Origin of the sequence: Streptomyces sp. NPDC048664 (genome assembly GCF_040650555.1) — a bacterium.
GTDB lineage: Bacteria > Actinomycetota > Actinomycetes > Streptomycetales > Streptomycetaceae > Streptomyces.
Window position 1 is genome coordinate 12,866 of the sequence record NZ_JBEZHK010000029.1, and the last position, 16,432, is coordinate 29,297.

At 70.7% G+C, this 16,432-nt stretch carries 18 protein-coding genes; 14 read left to right on the forward strand and 4 right to left on the reverse strand.

Features of this window, described 5'->3' with window-relative positions; translation table 11 throughout:
• Positions 1–48: 48 nt before the first annotated feature.
• Positions 49–840, reverse strand: coding sequence for an AAC(3) family N-acetyltransferase (locus AB0C59_RS26825; protein ID WP_363008913.1), 792 nt, complete (start codon positions 838–840; stop codon positions 49–51).
• Between the two features lie 161 nt (positions 841–1,001).
• Between AB0C59_RS26825 and AB0C59_RS26830 the strand changes: the two genes are divergently transcribed.
• The 11 genes from AB0C59_RS26830 (at position 1,002) to dapD (ending at position 9,669) form a co-directional block, all read left to right on the forward strand.
• On the forward strand, positions 1,002–1,820 hold the full coding sequence (locus AB0C59_RS26830) for a metalloregulator ArsR/SmtB family transcription factor (protein WP_363008915.1): 819 nt from the start codon (positions 1,002–1,004) through the stop codon (positions 1,818–1,820).
• Positions 1,817–3,238, forward strand: coding sequence for a Fe-S cluster assembly protein SufB (sufB, locus tag AB0C59_RS26835; protein WP_363008917.1), 1,422 nt, complete (start codon positions 1,817–1,819; stop codon positions 3,236–3,238). Before AB0C59_RS26830 ends, sufB begins: the two co-directional genes overlap by 4 nt.
• Before the next feature lie 72 nt (positions 3,239–3,310).
• Positions 3,311–4,495 carry a Fe-S cluster assembly protein SufD gene (sufD, locus tag AB0C59_RS26840; RefSeq protein ID WP_363008919.1) on the forward strand — a complete coding sequence of 395 codons (1,185 nt, stop codon included), beginning with the start codon at positions 3,311–3,313 and terminating at the stop codon, positions 4,493–4,495.
• A complete protein-coding gene (locus AB0C59_RS26845; protein ID WP_363008921.1) occupies positions 4,492–4,812 on the forward strand; it encodes a non-heme iron oxygenase ferredoxin subunit in 321 nt (106 codons plus the stop codon). The genes sufD and AB0C59_RS26845 overlap by 4 nt, the downstream gene beginning before the upstream one ends.
• Before the next feature lie 7 nt (positions 4,813–4,819).
• Positions 4,820–5,584, forward strand: coding sequence for a Fe-S cluster assembly ATPase SufC (gene sufC / locus AB0C59_RS26850; RefSeq protein WP_363008923.1), 765 nt, complete (start codon positions 4,820–4,822; stop codon positions 5,582–5,584).
• Positions 5,581–6,837, forward strand: coding sequence for a cysteine desulfurase (locus AB0C59_RS26855; RefSeq protein ID WP_363008925.1), 1,257 nt, complete (start codon positions 5,581–5,583; stop codon positions 6,835–6,837). The genes sufC and AB0C59_RS26855 overlap by 4 nt, the downstream gene beginning before the upstream one ends.
• A gap of 16 nt (positions 6,838–6,853) precedes the next feature.
• Positions 6,854–7,318 carry a Fe-S cluster assembly sulfur transfer protein SufU gene (sufU, locus tag AB0C59_RS26860; RefSeq protein WP_363008927.1) on the forward strand — a complete coding sequence of 155 codons (465 nt, stop codon included), beginning with the start codon at positions 6,854–6,856 and terminating at the stop codon, positions 7,316–7,318.
• Positions 7,315–7,647: a metal-sulfur cluster assembly factor gene (locus tag AB0C59_RS26865; protein ID WP_161168733.1), complete on the forward strand. Its 333-nt coding sequence runs from the start codon at positions 7,315–7,317 to the stop codon at positions 7,645–7,647. The genes sufU and AB0C59_RS26865 overlap by 4 nt, the downstream gene beginning before the upstream one ends.
• Before the next feature lie 101 nt (positions 7,648–7,748).
• Positions 7,749–8,069 (forward strand): multidrug efflux SMR transporter, encoded by a 321-nt coding sequence (locus AB0C59_RS26870; protein ID WP_363008930.1) that lies wholly within the window; start codon positions 7,749–7,751, stop codon positions 8,067–8,069.
• The gene (locus AB0C59_RS26875) at positions 8,069–8,620 is read left to right on the forward strand and encodes a TetR family transcriptional regulator (RefSeq protein ID WP_363008932.1); all 552 of its coding nucleotides are present in this window, start codon (positions 8,069–8,071) and stop codon (positions 8,618–8,620) included. Before AB0C59_RS26870 ends, AB0C59_RS26875 begins: the two co-directional genes overlap by 1 nt.
• A gap of 59 nt (positions 8,621–8,679) precedes the next feature.
• Entirely contained in the window at positions 8,680–9,669 is a 990-nt protein-coding gene (gene dapD / locus AB0C59_RS26880) for a 2,3,4,5-tetrahydropyridine-2,6-dicarboxylate N-succinyltransferase (protein ID WP_363008934.1), read from the forward strand.
• Positions 9,670–9,753: 84 nt separating this feature from the next.
• Here the strand turns inward: dapD and AB0C59_RS26885 are convergent, their stop codons facing one another.
• Positions 9,754–10,257: an HAD domain-containing protein gene (locus tag AB0C59_RS26885; RefSeq protein ID WP_363008936.1), complete on the reverse strand. Its 504-nt coding sequence runs from the start codon at positions 10,255–10,257 to the stop codon at positions 9,754–9,756.
• Positions 10,258–10,261: 4 nt separating this feature from the next.
• Positions 10,262–11,209, reverse strand: a complete 948-nt coding sequence (dapA, locus tag AB0C59_RS26890; RefSeq protein ID WP_363008938.1) for a 4-hydroxy-tetrahydrodipicolinate synthase — start codon at positions 11,207–11,209, stop codon at positions 10,262–10,264.
• 143 nt (positions 11,210–11,352) lie between these two features.
• Between dapA and AB0C59_RS26895 the strand changes: the two genes are divergently transcribed.
• Both AB0C59_RS26895 and AB0C59_RS26900 read left to right on the forward strand, forming a co-directional pair.
• Entirely contained in the window at positions 11,353–11,961 is a 609-nt protein-coding gene (locus AB0C59_RS26895) for a helix-turn-helix domain-containing protein (protein WP_363008940.1), read from the forward strand.
• A 26-nt stretch (positions 11,962–11,987) separates the two neighbouring features.
• Entirely contained in the window at positions 11,988–12,728 is a 741-nt protein-coding gene (locus tag AB0C59_RS26900; RefSeq protein WP_363008942.1) for an SRPBCC domain-containing protein, read from the forward strand.
• Between the two features lie 94 nt (positions 12,729–12,822).
• Here AB0C59_RS26900 and AB0C59_RS26905 read toward each other — a convergent pair whose 3' ends face one another.
• Positions 12,823–14,649 (reverse strand): endonuclease/exonuclease/phosphatase family protein, encoded by a 1,827-nt coding sequence (locus AB0C59_RS26905; protein ID WP_363008944.1) that lies wholly within the window; start codon positions 14,647–14,649, stop codon positions 12,823–12,825.
• 347 nt (positions 14,650–14,996) lie between these two features.
• Here AB0C59_RS26905 and AB0C59_RS26910 point away from each other — a divergent pair, with 347 nt between their 5' ends.
• A complete protein-coding gene (locus AB0C59_RS26910; RefSeq protein WP_363008946.1) occupies positions 14,997–16,424 on the forward strand; it encodes a hypothetical protein in 1,428 nt (475 codons plus the stop codon).
• The last annotated feature ends 8 nt before the right edge of the window (positions 16,425–16,432 follow it).

Sequence of the window (16,432 nt, forward strand, 5' to 3'; positions counted from 1 at the left end):
GTGCCCGGCGCGGGGGTCCGGAATTGGTGCCGGGGCCGGGTGCGCGGGCTACTCCGCGCCCGGCCGGTGCAGGGCCAGCCAGCGCTGCGCGTACGCCACGGCGTCCGCGACGGGGAACAGCCGTGCGTCGGCCGCGCCCACCCGCCCCCGCGCCACCGGGCGGTCCCGTTCGAAGTCGTGGCCCAGCTCCCCGAAGCGCTCCGAGGAGATCGCCACCTCGACCGCCTCCTCCCAGCCGTCCGGGCCGGGCCGCCCCAGGCGCACCCGTTGGCCGGGGATCCGGTACTCGGCCAGGTGGAAGCTGGTGCAGGTGTCGTAGCCGGTCCCGAGCAGCAGCGCGCGGGCGCCGAGGGCCTCGAGCCGCGCCAGCGGGCTCCGCTCGCCGAGCCGGCACCCTGGGTCGTGCCCCGCGGTGATCTCCGCGGCCCGGGGGCCGAGTGCCGCGAAGGACGTCTGGGGGTGGGCGCTGCGCAGGGCACCCGGCCAGGTGCGGACGGTCTCCGCTATCACTCCCATGCCTCGCGAGCGGGTGGTCCGCGGATCGTAGGCGGGCATGGTGGCCCGGATCGTCTCCCACCACTCCTCAGGCACGGGCGGGCTCGCCCACTGCGCCGGGTCCGAGAGGTCGCCCGTCTGGGTGGGGACCACCAGGGTGCCGTCGGGGCCGAGTGCGTCCAGGAGCCCCTGGACGACCGCGACGGCTCCGCCGCACACCCAGCCCAGCGCGCTGAGGGAGGAGTGCGCGAGGAGCGTCCCGCCCGGCCCGACGCCGAGCGCGCGCAGCCCGGCGGCGACGCTGTCGCGGGTGACGAGTGGGCCGGTGGGAAGGGGTGCGGGCATGGTCCGGAAGTCTGCCGCGCCCCCCTGCCGGGTGCCACCGGTTTTGTCGGCGGGTGATCGTTTGCGCAGGTCAGCTTAGGTTTACCTAAGTGATGCAGCGCACCGCACTGCCGAGGGGGCGGCGCTTGTCAGGGTTCGAGGAATTACGCAACAATGGCGTTGTGAAAAACGTCGGCGAGGCTCAGGAGGCTCCCTCGGGGGCTCCTCAGGACGAGCTCGCGACCGGTGAGCGCTCCACCCGCAACCGCGTCGCGCGGTCCATCCTGGACCACGGCCCGTCGACCGTCGCGGAGCTCGCCGGACGGCTGGGACTCACCCAGGCGGCCGTACGCAGGCATCTGGACGCGCTCGTCGCCGACGACGTCGTCGCGCCCCGCGAGCAGCGCGTGTACGGGGCGCGTACGCGCGGCCGGCCCGCCAAGGCCTTCGCGCTCACCGACTGCGGCCGGGACGCCTTCGACCAGTCGTACGACAAGCTCGCCGCGGACGCCCTGCGCTGGATCCAGCGCACGTACGGCGGTGACGCGGCCGTGATCGCCTTCGCCCGCGCCCGGCTCGCCGAGCAGGCCACCGCCTACCGCGAGGCCGTCGAATCCGTCGACCCCGACCGGCGCACCGAAGCCCTGGCCAAGGCCTTGAGCAAGGACGGGTACGCTGCTACGGCGCGCAGCGCACCGGTCGGCGAGCAGCTCTGCCAGCACCACTGTCCGGTCGCCCACGTCGCGGAGCAGTTCCCGCAGCTGTGCGAGGTCGAGACGGAGATCTTCTCGCAGCTGCTCGGCACGCACGTCCAGCGACTGGCCACGATCGCGCACGGCGACGGCGTCTGCACGACGTTCATCCCCAAGGCGCCCCAGCCGCCCCCCTCGCCGAAGGCCCCACGGGCGGCTTCGGCGAAGGGCGCCCCGGACGGGGCCCCGACGATTTCCCAGACCACCCACAACGCATCCGCCAGCACGGCCGGGAGGAACCCCGCATGACTCTCCCCACGGAGACTGCCCACCCCGAACTCGAGGGCCTGGGCACCTACGAATACGGCTGGGCCGACTCCGACGAGGCCGGTGCCGCGGCGAAGCGCGGTCTGAACGAGGATGTCGTCCTCGACATCTCCGGCAAGAAGTCCGAGCCGGAGTGGATGACCAAGCTGCGCTTGAAGGGCCTGAAGCTCTTCGAGAAGAAGCCCATGCCGAACTGGGGCTCGGACCTGTCGGGCATCGACTTCGACAACATCAAGTACTTCGTGCGCTCCACGGAGAAGCAGGCGGAGTCCTGGGAGGACCTGCCCGAGGACATCAAGAACACCTACGACAAGCTCGGCATCCCGGAGGCGGAGAAGCAGCGCCTCGTGGCCGGTGTCGCGGCGCAGTACGAGTCGGAGGTCGTCTACCACCAGATCCGCGAGGACCTGGAGGAGCAGGGTGTCGTCTTCCTGGACACCGACACCGCGCTCAAGGAGCACCCCGAGCTCTTCAAGGAGTACTTCGGCACCGTCATCCCCGCGGGTGACAACAAGTTCGCGGCGCTGAACACCGCCGTGTGGTCCGGAGGCTCCTTCATCTACGTGCCGCCGGGCGTGCACGTCGAGATCCCGCTCCAGGCCTACTTCCGCATCAACACGGAGAACATGGGCCAGTTCGAGCGGACCCTGATCATCGTGGACGAGGGTGCCTACGTGCACTACGTCGAGGGCTGCACGGCGCCGATCTACAAGAGCGACTCCCTGCACTCCGCGGTGGTCGAGATCATCGTCAAGAAGAACGCCCGCTGCCGCTACACGACCATCCAGAACTGGTCGAACAACGTCTACAACCTGGTCACCAAGCGCGCCGTCGCCTACGAGGGCGCGACCATGGAGTGGATCGACGGCAACATCGGCTCCAAGGTGACGATGAAGTACCCCGCCGTCTACCTGATGGGCGAGCACGCCAAGGGCGAGACCCTCTCCATCGCCTTCGCGGGCGAGGGCCAGCACCAGGACGCGGGCGCCAAGATGGTCCACATGGCCCCGAACACCTCCTCGAACATCGTCTCCAAGTCGGTGGCGCGAGGCGGCGGCCGCACCTCCTACCGCGGCCTCATCGAGATCGGCGAGGGCGCCCCGGGCGCCAAGTCGAACGTGCTGTGCGACGCGCTGCTGGTCGACACCATCTCCCGCTCGGACACCTACCCGTACGTCGACGTCCGCGAGGACGACGTCTCCATGGGCCACGAGGCCACCGTCTCCAAGGTCTCCGAGGACCAGCTCTTCTACCTGATGAGCCGCGGTATGACCGAGTTCGAGGCGATGGCGATGATCGTGCGCGGCTTCGTCGAGCCGATCGCCAAGGAACTGCCGATGGAGTACGCGCTGGAGCTCAACCGGCTGATCGAGCTGCAGATGGAAGGCTCGGTCGGCTGAGGCCGAGGCCCCCGGACCGAGCCCCCCGTCGCCCGCAGACGACTTACGCAGAAAGAGAGCAGTACGACAGCCATGGCTGAGGCCCAGACCCCCCCGGTGGGATCGACCACCGCCGGATCCATCGCGGTGGCCGCCGAGTCCACCGTCGCCACGCGCATGAGCGCGCCGCCGTCCTTCGACGTCGCGGACTTCCCCGTTCCGCACGGCCGCGAGGAGGAGTGGCGGTTCACGCCGCTGGAGCGGCTGCGCGGGCTGCACGACGGCACCGCCGTCGCGAACGGCTCGGGCGTGAAGGTCACCGTCGAGGCCCCCGAGGGCGTCGTCGTCGAGTCCGTCGGCCGCGACGACGCGCGCCTTCGCCGCGCGGGCACCCCCGTGGACCGTGTCGCCGCCCAGGCCTACTCGGCGTTCGAGCAGGCCGGTGTCGTCACCGTCCCCAAGGAGACCCGGCTCACCGAGCCGGTCCGCATCGCCGTGCACGGCGAGGGCGGCACCGCCTACGGCCACCAGGTGATCGAGCTCGGCGCCTTCGCCGAGGCCGTCGTCATCATCGACCACACCGGTGACGCGGTGCTCGCCGCGAACGTGGACTACATCCTCGGCGACGGCGCCAAGCTCACCGTCGTCTCGGTCCAGGACTGGGACGACAAGGCCGTCCACGTGGCCCAGCACAACGCGCTGATCGGCCGGGACGCCTCCTTCAAGTCGGTCGTCGTGACCTTCGGCGGCGACGTCGTCCGCCTGCACCCGCGCGTGAACTACGCGGGCACCGGCGGCGAGGCCGAGCTGTTCGGGCTCTACTTCACCGACAAGGGCCAGCACCAGGAGCACCGGCTCTTCGTGGACCACAACACCCCGCACTGCAAGTCGAACGTCGTCTACAAGGGCGCGCTCCAGGGCGACGAGGCGCACGCGGTGTGGATCGGTGACGTGCTGATCGAGGCCAAGGCCGAGGGCACGGACACCTACGAGATGAACCGCAACCTCGTCCTGACGGACGGCGCCCGCGTCGACTCGGTCCCCAACCTGGAGATCGAGACCGGCGAGATCGTCGGCGCCGGCCACGCCTCGGCCACCGGCCGCTTCGACGACGAGCAGCTCTTCTACCTGATGGCCCGCGGCATCCCGGAGCACGACGCCCGCCGCCTGGTGGTGCGCGGCTTCTTCGCCGAGCTGGTCCAGCAGATCGGTGTGAAGGACATCGAGGAGCGCCTGCTCGCCAAGATCGAAGAGGAGCTGGAGGCGTCGGTCGCATGACCACCTTCGTACGCGCCTGCGGCCTCGCCGAGCTGGAGGAGGACACCCCGAAGCGGGTGGAACTCGACGGCACGCCGGTCTCGGTCGTCAAGACCGAGGGGGAGGTGTTCGCGATCCACGACATCTGCTCCCACGCGAACGTCTCGCTCTCCGAGGGCGAGGTGGAGGGCTGCCAGATCGAGTGCTGGCTGCACGGCTCCAGCTTCGACCTGCGCACCGGCAAGCCGTCCGGCCTCCCCGCGACGCGCCCCGTCCCCGTATACCCCGTAAAGATCGAAGGGGACGACGTGCTCGTCTCCCTCACCCAGGAGTCCTGAGGCACCCATGGCAACGCTTGAAATCCGAGACCTGCACGTCACCGTCGAGGCCGACAACGCCACGAAGGAGATCCTCAAGGGCGTCGACCTCACCGTGAAGCAGGGCGAGACGCACGCCATCATGGGCCCCAACGGCTCCGGCAAGTCGACGCTCGCCTACTCCCTCGCGGGTCACCCGAAGTACACGATCACCAGCGGCACCGTCACCCTGGACGGCGAGGACGTCCTGGAGATGTCCGTGGACGAGCGGGCCCGCGCCGGCCTGTTCCTCGCGATGCAGTACCCGGTCGAGGTCCCCGGCGTCTCGGTCTCCAACTTCCTGCGCACCTCCGCCACCGCCGTGCGCGGCGAGGCGCCCAAGCTGCGCACCTGGGTCAAGGAGGTCAAGGAGGCCATGGAGCGTCTCCACATGGACTCCTCCTTCGCCGAGCGCAACGTGAACGAGGGCTTCTCCGGCGGCGAGAAGAAGCGCCACGAGATCCTCCAGCTGGAGCTGCTCAAGCCGAAGGTCGCGATCCTCGACGAGACGGACTCCGGCCTCGACGTCGACGCGCTGCGCATCGTGTCCGAGGGCGTCAACCGCGTCCGCGAGACCGGCGAGGTCGGCACCCTGCTGATCACGCACTACACGCGCATCCTGCGCTACATCAAGCCCGACCAGGTCCACGTGTTCTCCGGTGGCCGCATCGTCGAGTCCGGCGGCCCCGAGCTCGCGGACAAGCTGGAGAACGAGGGCTACGAGGCATACGTGAAGGGTGGCGCATCCGCGTGACACAGCTGCCGGGCCTCCTCGACACCGAGGCACTCCGCAAGGACTTCCCCATCCTGGACCGCACGGTCCACGACGGCAGGAAGCTCGTGTACCTGGACAACGCGGCCACCTCGCAGACGCCGCGCCAGGTGATCGACGTGCTCTCCGAGTACTACGAGCAGCACAACGCCAACGTCCACCGCGGTGTGCATGTCCTCGCCGAGGAGGCCACGGAGCTGTACGAAGGCGCGCGCGACAAGGTCGCCGAGTTCATCAACGCGCCCAGCCGTGACGAGGTGATCTTCACCAAGAACGCCTCCGAGTCGCTCAACCTCGTGGCGAACATGCTGGGCTGGGCCGACGAGCCCTACCGCGTGGACTCCGAGACCGAGATCGTCATCACGGAGATGGAGCACCACTCCAACATCGTGCCGTGGCAGCTGCTCGCGCAGCGCACCGGCGCGAAGCTGAAGTGGTTCGGGCTGACCGACGACGGCCGCCTCGACCTGTCCAACATCGAGGAGGTCATCACGGAGAAGACGAAGATCGTCTCCTTCGTGCTGGTGTCCAACATCCTGGGCACGCTCAACCCGGTCGAGGCCATCGTGCGCCGCGCCCAGGAGGTCGGCGCCCTGGTGTGCGTCGACGCCTCCCAGGCCGCGCCGCACATGCCGCTGGACGTCCAGGCCCTCCAGGCCGACTTCGTCGCCTTCACCGGTCACAAGATGTGCGGCCCGACGGGCATCGGTGTGCTGTGGGGCCGCCAGGAGCTGCTGGAGGACCTGCCTCCGTTCCTCGGCGGCGGCGAGATGATCGAGACGGTGACGATGAACTCGTCCACCTACGCTCCCGCCCCGCACAAGTTCGAGGCGGGTACGCCGCCGATCGCCCAGGCAGTCGGTCTCGGCGCGGCCATCGACTACCTGAACTCGATCGGCATGGACAAGATCCTCGCCCACGAGCACGCGCTCACCGAGTACGCGGTCGGCAAGCTGCGCGAGGTCCCCGACCTGCGGATCATCGGCCCGACGACGGCCGAGGACCGGGGTGCGGCGATCTCCTTCACGCTCGGCGACATCCACCCGCACGACGTGGGCCAGGTGCTGGACGAACAGGGCATCGCGGTGCGCGTCGGCCACCACTGCGCGCGGCCCGTCTGCCTGCGCTACGGAATTCCTGCGACCACGCGAGCGTCGTTCTATCTGTACTCCACACCAGCCGAGATCGACGCACTGGTCGAGGGGCTGGAGCACGTACGGAACTTCTTCGGCTGACGGGACGAGCGATCGCATGAAGCTGGATTCGATGTACCAGGAAGTCATCCTGGACCACTACAAGAACCCGCACGGGCGTGGTCTGAGGGATGGCGACGCCGAGGTGCACCACGTCAATCCGACCTGCGGCGACGAGATCACGCTGCGAGTGAAGTACGACGGCACGACGATCAAGGACGTCTCGTACGAGGGCCAGGGCTGCTCCATCAGCCAGGCGTCGGCCTCCGTGCTGAACGAGCTCCTGGTCGGCAAGGACCTGTCGGACGCGCAGAAGGTCCAGGAGACCTTTCTGGAGCTGATGCAGTCCAAGGGCCGGATCGAGCCCGACGACGCGATGGAGGACATCCTGGAGGACGCGGTCGCGTTCGCCGGTGTGTCCAAGTACCCGGCGCGGGTGAAGTGCGCCCTCCTGAGCTGGATGGCGTGGAAGGACGCGACGGCCCAGGCTCTTGAGGCCGGAGCCGAAAGGAAGACGGCATGAGCGAGACCGTGGAGATGAAGCCGGCCTCCGAGGAGGAACTCCGCGAGGCCCTGATGGACGTGGTCGACCCCGAACTGGGCATCGACGTGGTCAACCTCGGCCTCATCTACGGCATCCATGTCGACGACGCGAACATCGCCACCATCGACATGACCCTGACCTCCGCGGCCTGTCCGCTGACGGACGTCATCGAGGACCAGGCCAAGTCCGCCACGGACGGGCTGGTCAACGAGTTGCGGATCAACTGGGTCTGGATGCCGCCGTGGGGCCCCGACAAGATCACTGACGACGGGCGCGAGCAGCTTCGAGCGCTCGGCTTCAACGTCTGAGCGGCTGGGAGAAGGGCGGTACCCCTCGGGTGCCGCCCTTTTTCACGCCTTCACGCCGCTGATGTGTACGCACGTACACATCGATGCGTACACTCGTACACATGGGATACGCGTTCCTCTCCGGGGCCATCGCGGCCGAGGTCCTCGCCACGACCTCCCTGAAGTACAGCGAGGGTTTCAGCAGGTTCGGCCCCTCGCTGGTGACCGTCCTCGGATACGTGGTGTCCTTCGCGCTGCTCGCACAGGCCCTGAAGACGCTGTCGGTCGGCACGGCGTACGCGATCTGGTCCGGGGTGGGCACCGCGGCCGTCGCCGCCGTCGGACTCGCGCTGTTCGGGGAGGGACTGGGCCTGATGAAGATCGCCGGCATCGTGCTGATAGTCGGCGGAGTGGTGGTGCTCAGCCTGGGCGGCGCCCACTGATGCCCCGCAGACACGACCCCGAGCGGCGGCAGCGGATCATCGACGCGGCGATCCGGGTCGTCGGGGCCAAGGGCATCGCCGGACTGAGCCATCGCTCCGTGGCCGCCGAGGCGGACGTGCCGCTCGGCTCGACGACGTATCACTTCGCCACGCTCGACGACCTGATGGTCGCCGCCCTGCGCCGGACGAACGAGGGCTTCGGCAAGGTCCTCGCGGGCAGCGGTCTGCTGCTCCGCGCGGACGGCGACCTGGCCGCGGACCTGGCCCGCGCGCTCGGCGCCTGGCTGGGCGGCGACCGGACGGGCGTGGAGCTGGAGTACGAGCTGTACCTCGCGGCCCTGCGCCGCCCCGCCCTGCGGCCGGTGGCCGCCGAGTGGACGGAGGAGACCGCGCACCTCCTGTCCGGCCGCACCGACCCGGTGACCGCGCGCACCCTCCTCGCCCTGATGGACGGGATCTGCCTCCAGGTGCTCCTCGGCGGCGGCACCTACGACGAGGACTTCGCGCGCGAGGCGCTGGCCCGGGTGATCCCCGACCGGCACCCGTCCTGAACCGGGGACGGGCCGGTGCCGGTTCGCCCGGGCAGGGCCCGTCACGTTAGGTTTCCCCTATGACCGACACGACTGCTCCCCGTACCACCGGTGCCGTGGCCGCCGGGCTCGCCACGCTCGCCGCCGACGGCACCGTTCTCGACACCTGGTTCCCCGCGCCCGAGCTGTCGGGGGCGCCCGGCCCGTCCGGCACCGAGCGGCTGTCCGCCGAGCGCGCCGTGGAACTGCTCGGTGAGGGCGCCGCCCGGGCGATCGGCCCGGACGCCCGCCGGGGCGTCGAGGTGGTCGCGGTCCGCACGGTCATCGCCTCCCTGGACGACAAGCCGATCGACGCGCACGACACCTATCTGCGCCTGCACCTGCTCTCGCACCGCCTGGTGAAGCCGCACGGCCAGAGCCTGGACGGCATCTTCGGCTTCCTCGCCAACGTGGCCTGGACCTCGCTCGGCCCGGTCGCCGTCGAGGACATCGAGAAGGTGCGCCTGAACGCCCGCGCCGAGGGCCTGCACCTCCAGGTGACCTCCGTCGACAAGTTCCCGCGCATGACGGACTACGTCGCCCCCAAGGGCGTCCGCATCGCCGACGCCGACCGGGTGCGCCTGGGCGCGCACCTCGCCGAGGGCACCACGGTCATGCACGAGGGCTTCGTGAACTTCAACGCCGGCACCCTCGGCACCTCCATGGTCGAGGGCCGGATCTCCGCCGGCGTCGTCGTGGGCGACGGCTCGGACATCGGCGGCGGCGCCTCCACGATGGGCACGCTCTCCGGCGGCGGCAACGTCCGCATCACCATCGGCGAGCGCTGCCTGGTCGGTGCCGAGGCGGGCGTGGGCATCGCGCTCGGCGACGAGTGCGTGGTCGAGGCGGGCCTGTACGTCACCGCGGGCACCCGGGTCACCATGCCCGACGGGCAGATCGTCAAGGCCCGCGAACTCTCCGGCGCCTCCCACATCCTCTTCCGCCGCAACTCGGTCACCGGCGCGGTCGAGGCCCGCCCCAACAACGCGGTCTGGGGCGGCCTGAACGAGGTTCTGCACAGCCACAACTGACCCGCGGCCGAGCCGGTCCGGTCGTTCCGCGACTCCGAGCGCCCTTCCACCGCCTCCTCGGCGGACCGGGAGGGCGCTCGCGCGTCACCGGTCCGAGACCGACTCCGCGAACCTGGCCAGCACCGCGAAGTCGGTCCGGCGCAGGCCCACCCGCGGATCGACGTGGTACAGCAGGGCAGGCCCGGGGTGGCGGGCGGTGACGTACGACTCGTCCGCCGTGCTCTGCTCGTCGTCCACCCACGCGAAGGGGCGGTCGGCCGCGTACGCCAGGATCGCCTCGGTCTTCCAGTGCACCCCGTCGGGACGCTGCGCGAACAGGTCGCCGCCGAAGTCGACGTACGGGAGGTCGGGGAGCCCGATGACGGGGGCGATCCAGCGGTTCGCCTCCCGCATCCACGTCGTCGCCCAGCACAGCTCGTAGCCCAGGGCCAGCAGCGCCTCACCGTGGCCGGGGTGCAGCCAGACGCGCAGGACACGGCCGGGCTGCGGCACCCGGATCGTCGTGTACCCGTCGGGACGGCGCTCGGGCTGGGCGGCGTAGGGGTTGAGGGGGCCGTCGACGTCGAGGAAGAGCAGGGGTCGGCTCACCCCGTCAACGTACGGCAGTCCGGGTCCCGACGCCGGGCCGACGGCTGAACTCCGCGGCGGACACGAGGTGTTCGTAGATCCTCAGCAGCTCCTCCGCGTTCTCCCGGCCCGCCGCTCGCAGCGGTGGGCGCACCGGTCCGGCCGGCAGGCTCAGGGCGTTCAGCAGCGCCTTCGCCGTGACCGTGCCGGGCAGGTCCGCCGCCATCATCGCCTCGATCAGCGGCATCGCGGCCAGCTGGAGGCGGGCCGCCTGTGCCGTCGCGCCCGCGTCGAACGCGTCCAGGATCGACCGGATCCGCTCCGGCACCACGTTCGCGACGGTGCTGACACAGCCCGCGCCTCCGATCGCGTACCACGCGAGCACCTGCTCGTCGCAGCCCGTGTAGTACGCCAGGTCCGTGCGGGCCAGCACCTTCTGGGTGCCCAGCAGGTCGTACGCGCAGTCCTTGACCGCCACGATCCGGGGGTGCGCCGCGAGCCGGATCATGGTCTCCGGCTCGATCCGGGTCCCGGTGCGGCCCGGGATGTCGTACAGCATGAGCGGCAGGCCCGAGGCGTCGGCGATCTCGGTGAAGTGGGCACGGACCGCGTCCTGCGGGGGCCGGCTGTAGTAGGGCGTCACCACCAGCAGGCCGTCGGCGCCCGCCCTCTCGGCCTCCCGTGCCAGTTCCGCGCTGTGCGCGGTGTCCGAGGTGCCCACTCCGGCCACGATCGCCGCCCGGGTGCCGACCGCCTCCCGCACCGCCCGCACCAGGGCGGCCTTCTCGGTGTCGCTCGTGGTCGGCGACTCGCCCGTGGTGCCGGACAGCACCAGGCCGTCACAGCCGCGGTCCACCAGCCGCTCGGCCAGCCGCCGCGCCCCGTCGAGATCGAGGGCGCCCTCGGCGGTGAAGGGCGTGACCATCGCGCACAGGGCGCGACCGAAGGGGGCCGGAGCGTGTGAGAGGGGCATGGGAGGAGTCTCGGCCCGGCGATGGTGAAGGTCCACTTAGTTCTTCTGCTCGGTACTGTTCAGATGTGCTTACCTGGCGACGCGCGGGCCCCGCACGGCCCCGACTCTTGGACAACAAAAGTTTCCGGTGAGAGTCTGAAGCCATGTTGGACGTCACCGTGATCGAGGACCCCGAGGCCGCGGCCGTCTCGCTGGACCCCATACGCGCCCGGCTGCTCGCCGAGCTGGCGGCGGGCCCCGCGTCGGCGACCATGCTGGCCGGCAAGGTCGACCTGCCCCGGCAGAAGGTGAACTACCACCTGAAGGCCCTCGAACGGCACGGCCTGGTGGAGCTGGCGGGCGAACGCCGCAAGGGCAATGTCACCGAGCGCCTGATGCGGGCCACCGCGGCGTCGTACGTGATCAGCCCGCTCGCTCTGGCCGCCGTGCAGCCCGACCCGGACCGCTTCCGCGACCAGCTCTCCGCGCGCTGGCTGCTGGCGCTCGGCGCCCGGCTGGTCCGGGACATCGGCTCGCTGATCACCGGCGCGGCCAGGGCCCGCAAGCGACTCGCGACCTTCGCCCTCGACGGCGAGGTGCGCTTCGCCTCCGCCGCCGACCGCGCCGCGTTCGTCCAGGAACTGACGGCGGGGGTCGGCGCCCTCATCCGCAAGTACGACGCCCCGGACGCCGCGTCCGGCCGCGACCACCGGATCGTCCTGGCCGTCCACCCCGCGGTGCGGCCCGAGGCCGCCCCGGACATCACCGACTGACATCACGCGTCGACGCAGGAGCCGCCATGCCCGAGGGAAAGCCGTTCGAGATCGCCCGTGAGTTCGACGTCGAGGCCTCGCCCGAGGAGGTGTGGCAGGCCGTCACCACCGGCACGGGCGGCTGGCTGTGGCCGATGGAGGCGCCCGAGCCGCGCGAGGGCGGCCGGGGCCCCTTCGGGTCGACGGTCACCGCCTGGGATCCGCCCCACCGCTACACCAACCGCGTCGCCGACGTCGACGGCATCGCCGAGCAGACCCTCAACCAGCTCGACTACACCATCGAACCGCGCGAGGGCGGCCGTCACGCCCGGGTCCGCTACGTGCACAGCGGGATCTTCGTCGACGACTGGGACAACCAGTACGACGGCGCCGACAGGCACACCGGCTTCTATCTGCACACCCTGCGCGAGTACCTGACCCACTTCGCGCCCCGCCCCCTCGCCTTCGCGACCCTGAACGGCCCCGAGACGTCCACGGCACCGGACGCCCTGACCACGGTGGCCCACTCACTGCGCCTTGAGGACAAGGCCCGTCAGGGCGCGACCGTCGAGCTGCGCGGGCCCGGGAACCGCCTCTTCCAGGCCGTGGTCGACTACCGTGACCCCTACTTCGTCGGGCTGCGCACCGACGACGCCCTCATCCGCTTCTTCGGCCGCAACCACTGGGGCGCGCCCGTCGGGATCAGCATCCACGACTTCGCGCCGGGCGCGGACGCGGCGGCGAACGAAACCGCCTGGCGGGCCTGGCTGGACGAGACGTTCGCCTGACCCGGCGGACGGACGCGCGCACGGGACGAGCCCGGCCCCACCGGACGGAGGGGACCGGGCTCGTCGGCACCGCGGGGTCGACCGCTACCGGCGACTACGGGTGGAACCGCAGCACCTGCGGGTCGTGGTCGCTGATCTGGTCGTGGAACTCCGAGTTGATGTGCACGCTGTCGTAGTCGAGACCGCAGTCGCGACGGATCGACGGGCTGACCAGGATCTGGTCGAGCACCTGGCTGTTGCCCTGGTAGTCGTACGTGTACCGCTCGCTCTTCGGCAGCGACTTGATCGCCGACCACAGCTCGCCGTCACCCTCGAGGATCTTCGCGGTGTCGGAGAACTGGAAGTCGTTCATGTCGCCGAGCGCGATGACGTCCGCGTTCTTCTGGGTGTCGAGGATGCTCTTCACGAAGGTGTGCACCTCGGTCGCCTGAAGGTGGCGCTGGGTCTCCGAGCTGCGCACCGGCGGCTGGTACTGGGCCGTCAGACCCTGGTCGCCGCCCTTGGAGTTGAGGTGGTTGGCGATCACGAAGACCGTCTTGCCGCGGAAGACGAACTCGCCGGCGAGCGGCTTGCGGCTGGACTTCCAGGCGTCGCTGGCGGGGTCGATCCGGCCGGGGGAGGCCGTCAGCTGCGCCTTGCCGTGCACCTTGGTGACGCCCACGGCGGTGGTGGAGTCGCCGCCCGCGCGGTCGGTGAAGGAGACGCGCTCCGGGTTGAAGAGGAAGACCTGGCGGATGTTGCCGCCCGGCTCGCCGCCGTCCTGGTCGTTGACCGGGTCGATGGAGCGCCACTGGTACTTCGGGCCGCCCGCCGCGACGATCGCGTCGATCAGCTTGTTCACCGTCTGGCTCGCGTCGACCGTGCCGTCGTCCTTGGCACCGTTGTTGTCCTGGATCTCCTCCAGGGACACGATGTCGGGCGACTGCAGGTTGTGCACGATCGCGGCGGCGTGCGCGTCGAACGTCGCGTCGCCCGGGTCCAGGTTCTCCACGTTGTACGTCGCCACGGCCAGCTCGCCGCGCGACTGCTTGCGCGTGGTCTCCCGCTTCAGGCCGCCGCTCTTGAGCGTGCCCATCTGGCCCGCGACGAGCGTGTAGCCGCCGAACTGGTTGAAGTCCATCGGGCCGGTGGTGGTGCCGGTGAGCGTGTCGCCGACGTCGGCCGCCGGGAAGTCGGCGGTCGCGCCGAGCGACTGGATCTGGAGCCGGCCGGTGTTCTGCGACGCGTAGGACCCGTAGAGGCTGCCGCCGCGGCGGGTGTCGTGCTCGTGCGGCTTCACCGTGACCCACAGCTCGCTGTAGGGGTCGGTGGCGGTGATCACGCGGACGTCGGAGACCTGGACGTTCATGCCCTCCAGGGACTCGTAGTAGTCCAGGGCGTACTTCTTCGGGTCCAGTGCGAGGGCGTTGATCGAGCCGCTCGCCGCCGTGTCACCCGAGGGGGCGTAACGCGACGGCACCGAACGGGCGTTGACGACGACCGGCGCGGGCACGGCGTTGCCGCTGGAGACCACCGTCACCGTCGGCTTGCCGATCTCGGTCACCGACTGGTTGCCGGAGGTCGTGCCGCCCGGGACGTACTCCGAGACGGTGCCGGTGACGCTCACCGCGTCGCCGACGGCGACCTTCGGGGTGGAGCTGGTGAAGACGAACACGCCCTCACTGGTGGCCGGGTTGTCGTCCGGGGTGGGGTCCTGCATCCAGAAGCCCTTGGACGAGCCGTAGGTCCGTACGCCGGTGACGATTCCGGTCACGTCCGAGACCTTCTGGCCCGCGAGCGGGGATATGCGGGTGGTGCCCTGGATATCGTGGATGCGCACGGTGTCCGCGTGGGCGGGTGTGGTCAGCACCACCCCGGTCACCGTGGAGCAAACGGCGGCGACGGTCAGTGCCGCGAGACGCGTGGATGACTTGCTCGGCAAGAGGATTCCTCCAGGGACATACGGGGGCGCCGGGACGAGGGTTTTGCGTGGCGCCACTGCGCCGCGACCGGCGGTGCCGTCGCGGCCTGCGCAGAAGTGGACGGCGGGAACTCAACCGGACCCCGGCCAACCCCGACGTGACGCCGGTGACCCTGGGTGAACAAGTGTCCGCCGATTTCTACGCGCGTCAATGTCCTGTGTGAGTGGGGTAGTTGTCAAGGTTCTGGCCATGTACCGGGGACGGCGGGGACGTGAACCGGGCGGCATGGGTGGAAATCCGTCTAGGCTGATCCCGTGATCCGGGGCGCTCCCTGGATCGCTCCGTACGCCTCAAGGAGACCCGGTCGATGTCAGACAGCTCCCCCCTGCCGCCGGTCCGGCTGCGCCCCGAAGCGGAGCTCGCGCGGGACGCGCTCGCCACACCTCTGCTCTCGCGTGCCGCACGGCTCGCTCGCTGGGCGGGGCCGGACACGCGGGTGGATGCCGGGGGTGAGCTGGTCGAGGAGCAACTGCCCGCCGCCGCGGAGGTTCTCGGCCTGAGCGGTGAGGACGCCGGCGCCTACGCGAGCGAGGCCTGGGGCCTGGCCGTGGACGCCGGGCTCGTCGAGGTCACCGACGAGGAGGAGGGGACCGTCGCCCCGGGCGCCGACCTCGCGCTGCTCACCTCGGGGAGCCCCGCCGACGTCCTGGCGATCTGGCTCACGGCGCTGGGCACCGTGCTCGCCGACGCGAGCGTGCCCGACCTGGAGGACGTCGCCGGCGCCGTGGACGAGAACGGCGAGGTCGACCTCTCCTCGCTCGACTGGGACCTGGACGCGGAGGCCGAGTTCCTCGACGGGGCGCTCGCCGGCCTCTACCTGCTGACGGTGGGCGCGGTGGGCCCCAGCGACGAGGCGGTGCCGCTGCCCGTGCTGGCCGCGTCGATGATCGTGCCCGATGACGTGGTCGAACCCAGCGACGACCTGCTGGAGATGGTGTCGGACGCGATGATGCGGCTCGACGACCAGTTCCGGATCCTCGAACCGATCGGGCTGGTCGAGTTCCGGCCCGTCGACGAGGCGCTGATGGCCGACGCCGACGAGGAGCCCCTGCCGCCCGAGGACGACACGGACATCGGCCGCTACGGCATGGTGCGGCTGACCCCTCTGGGCCTGTACGGGGTGCGCTCGGTGCTGATGGACGCGGGGATGGTCGCACCGCTGATCGGTGAACTCGCCGACAAGGGAGCCGATGTGCTGCTCCACGGCACGTCAGCGTTCCCGCCCGCCGCGGCCCAGGCCGAGACGGAGCAGTGGCTCGCCCGGCGCGCGCCGCTCGCCGCGGCACGGGAGCTGCTCGGCGCGGCGCGCGGCTCGGACGCCGCCGCGCCGCTGCGCCGGCTGCACTGCCAGCAGGCGCTGTCCCTGATCGGGGCGGAGGCGGAACCGGCACTGCGCGAGGTGCTGGACGACGCCGAACTCGGCGGTCTCGCGCGGGTCTGGCTCACCGAGCACGGCGCGGCCGATGTGCCGGTGCCCACGGAGGCGATGGTCTTCTGGCTGACCATCGACACGGTCGCCGCCCAGCTGGCGGCCGAGGGCAACTCCACGGAGCTCCAGGCGCTGGTGGAGGGGCTGGCGGCGCAGCACAGCGGCTTCTTCGACGCGGCGTGGCGGGTGGACCACCCCGCCACCCCCGAGGTGCTGGAGGCGATGGGGCGTCTGCATCCGGACAAGAAGGTCGCCAAGGAGGCCCGGAAGGCGGCGTTCAAGGCGCGGTCGCAGCACGGCGGATGAGCGGACCG

Excerpts from the sequence above, each read along its gene's own strand:
- AB0C59_RS26825 (WP_363008913.1), bottom strand. The coding sequence starts at position 840 with ATGCCCGCACCCCTTCCCACCGGCCCACTCGTCACCCGCGACAGCGTC.
- sufB (WP_363008917.1), top strand. The coding sequence starts at position 1,817 with ATGACTCTCCCCACGGAGACTGCCCACCCCGAACTCGAGGGCCTGGGC.
- sufD (WP_363008919.1), top strand. The coding sequence starts at position 3,311 with ATGGCTGAGGCCCAGACCCCCCCGGTGGGATCGACCACCGCCGGATCC.
- AB0C59_RS26845 (WP_363008921.1), top strand. The coding sequence starts at position 4,492 with ATGACCACCTTCGTACGCGCCTGCGGCCTCGCCGAGCTGGAGGAGGAC.
- sufC (WP_363008923.1), top strand. The coding sequence starts at position 4,820 with ATGGCAACGCTTGAAATCCGAGACCTGCACGTCACCGTCGAGGCCGAC.
- sufU (WP_363008927.1), top strand. The coding sequence starts at position 6,854 with ATGAAGCTGGATTCGATGTACCAGGAAGTCATCCTGGACCACTACAAG.
- AB0C59_RS26865 (WP_161168733.1), top strand. The coding sequence starts at position 7,315 with ATGAGCGAGACCGTGGAGATGAAGCCGGCCTCCGAGGAGGAACTCCGC.
- AB0C59_RS26870 (WP_363008930.1), top strand. The coding sequence starts at position 7,749 with ATGGGATACGCGTTCCTCTCCGGGGCCATCGCGGCCGAGGTCCTCGCC.
- AB0C59_RS26875 (WP_363008932.1), top strand. The coding sequence starts at position 8,069 with ATGCCCCGCAGACACGACCCCGAGCGGCGGCAGCGGATCATCGACGCG.
- dapD (WP_363008934.1), top strand. The coding sequence starts at position 8,680 with ATGACCGACACGACTGCTCCCCGTACCACCGGTGCCGTGGCCGCCGGG.
- dapA (WP_363008938.1), bottom strand. The coding sequence starts at position 11,209 with ATGCCCCTCTCACACGCTCCGGCCCCCTTCGGTCGCGCCCTGTGCGCG.
- AB0C59_RS26895 (WP_363008940.1), top strand. The coding sequence starts at position 11,353 with ATGTTGGACGTCACCGTGATCGAGGACCCCGAGGCCGCGGCCGTCTCG.
- AB0C59_RS26900 (WP_363008942.1), top strand. The coding sequence starts at position 11,988 with ATGCCCGAGGGAAAGCCGTTCGAGATCGCCCGTGAGTTCGACGTCGAG.
- AB0C59_RS26910 (WP_363008946.1), top strand. The coding sequence starts at position 14,997 with ATGTCAGACAGCTCCCCCCTGCCGCCGGTCCGGCTGCGCCCCGAAGCG.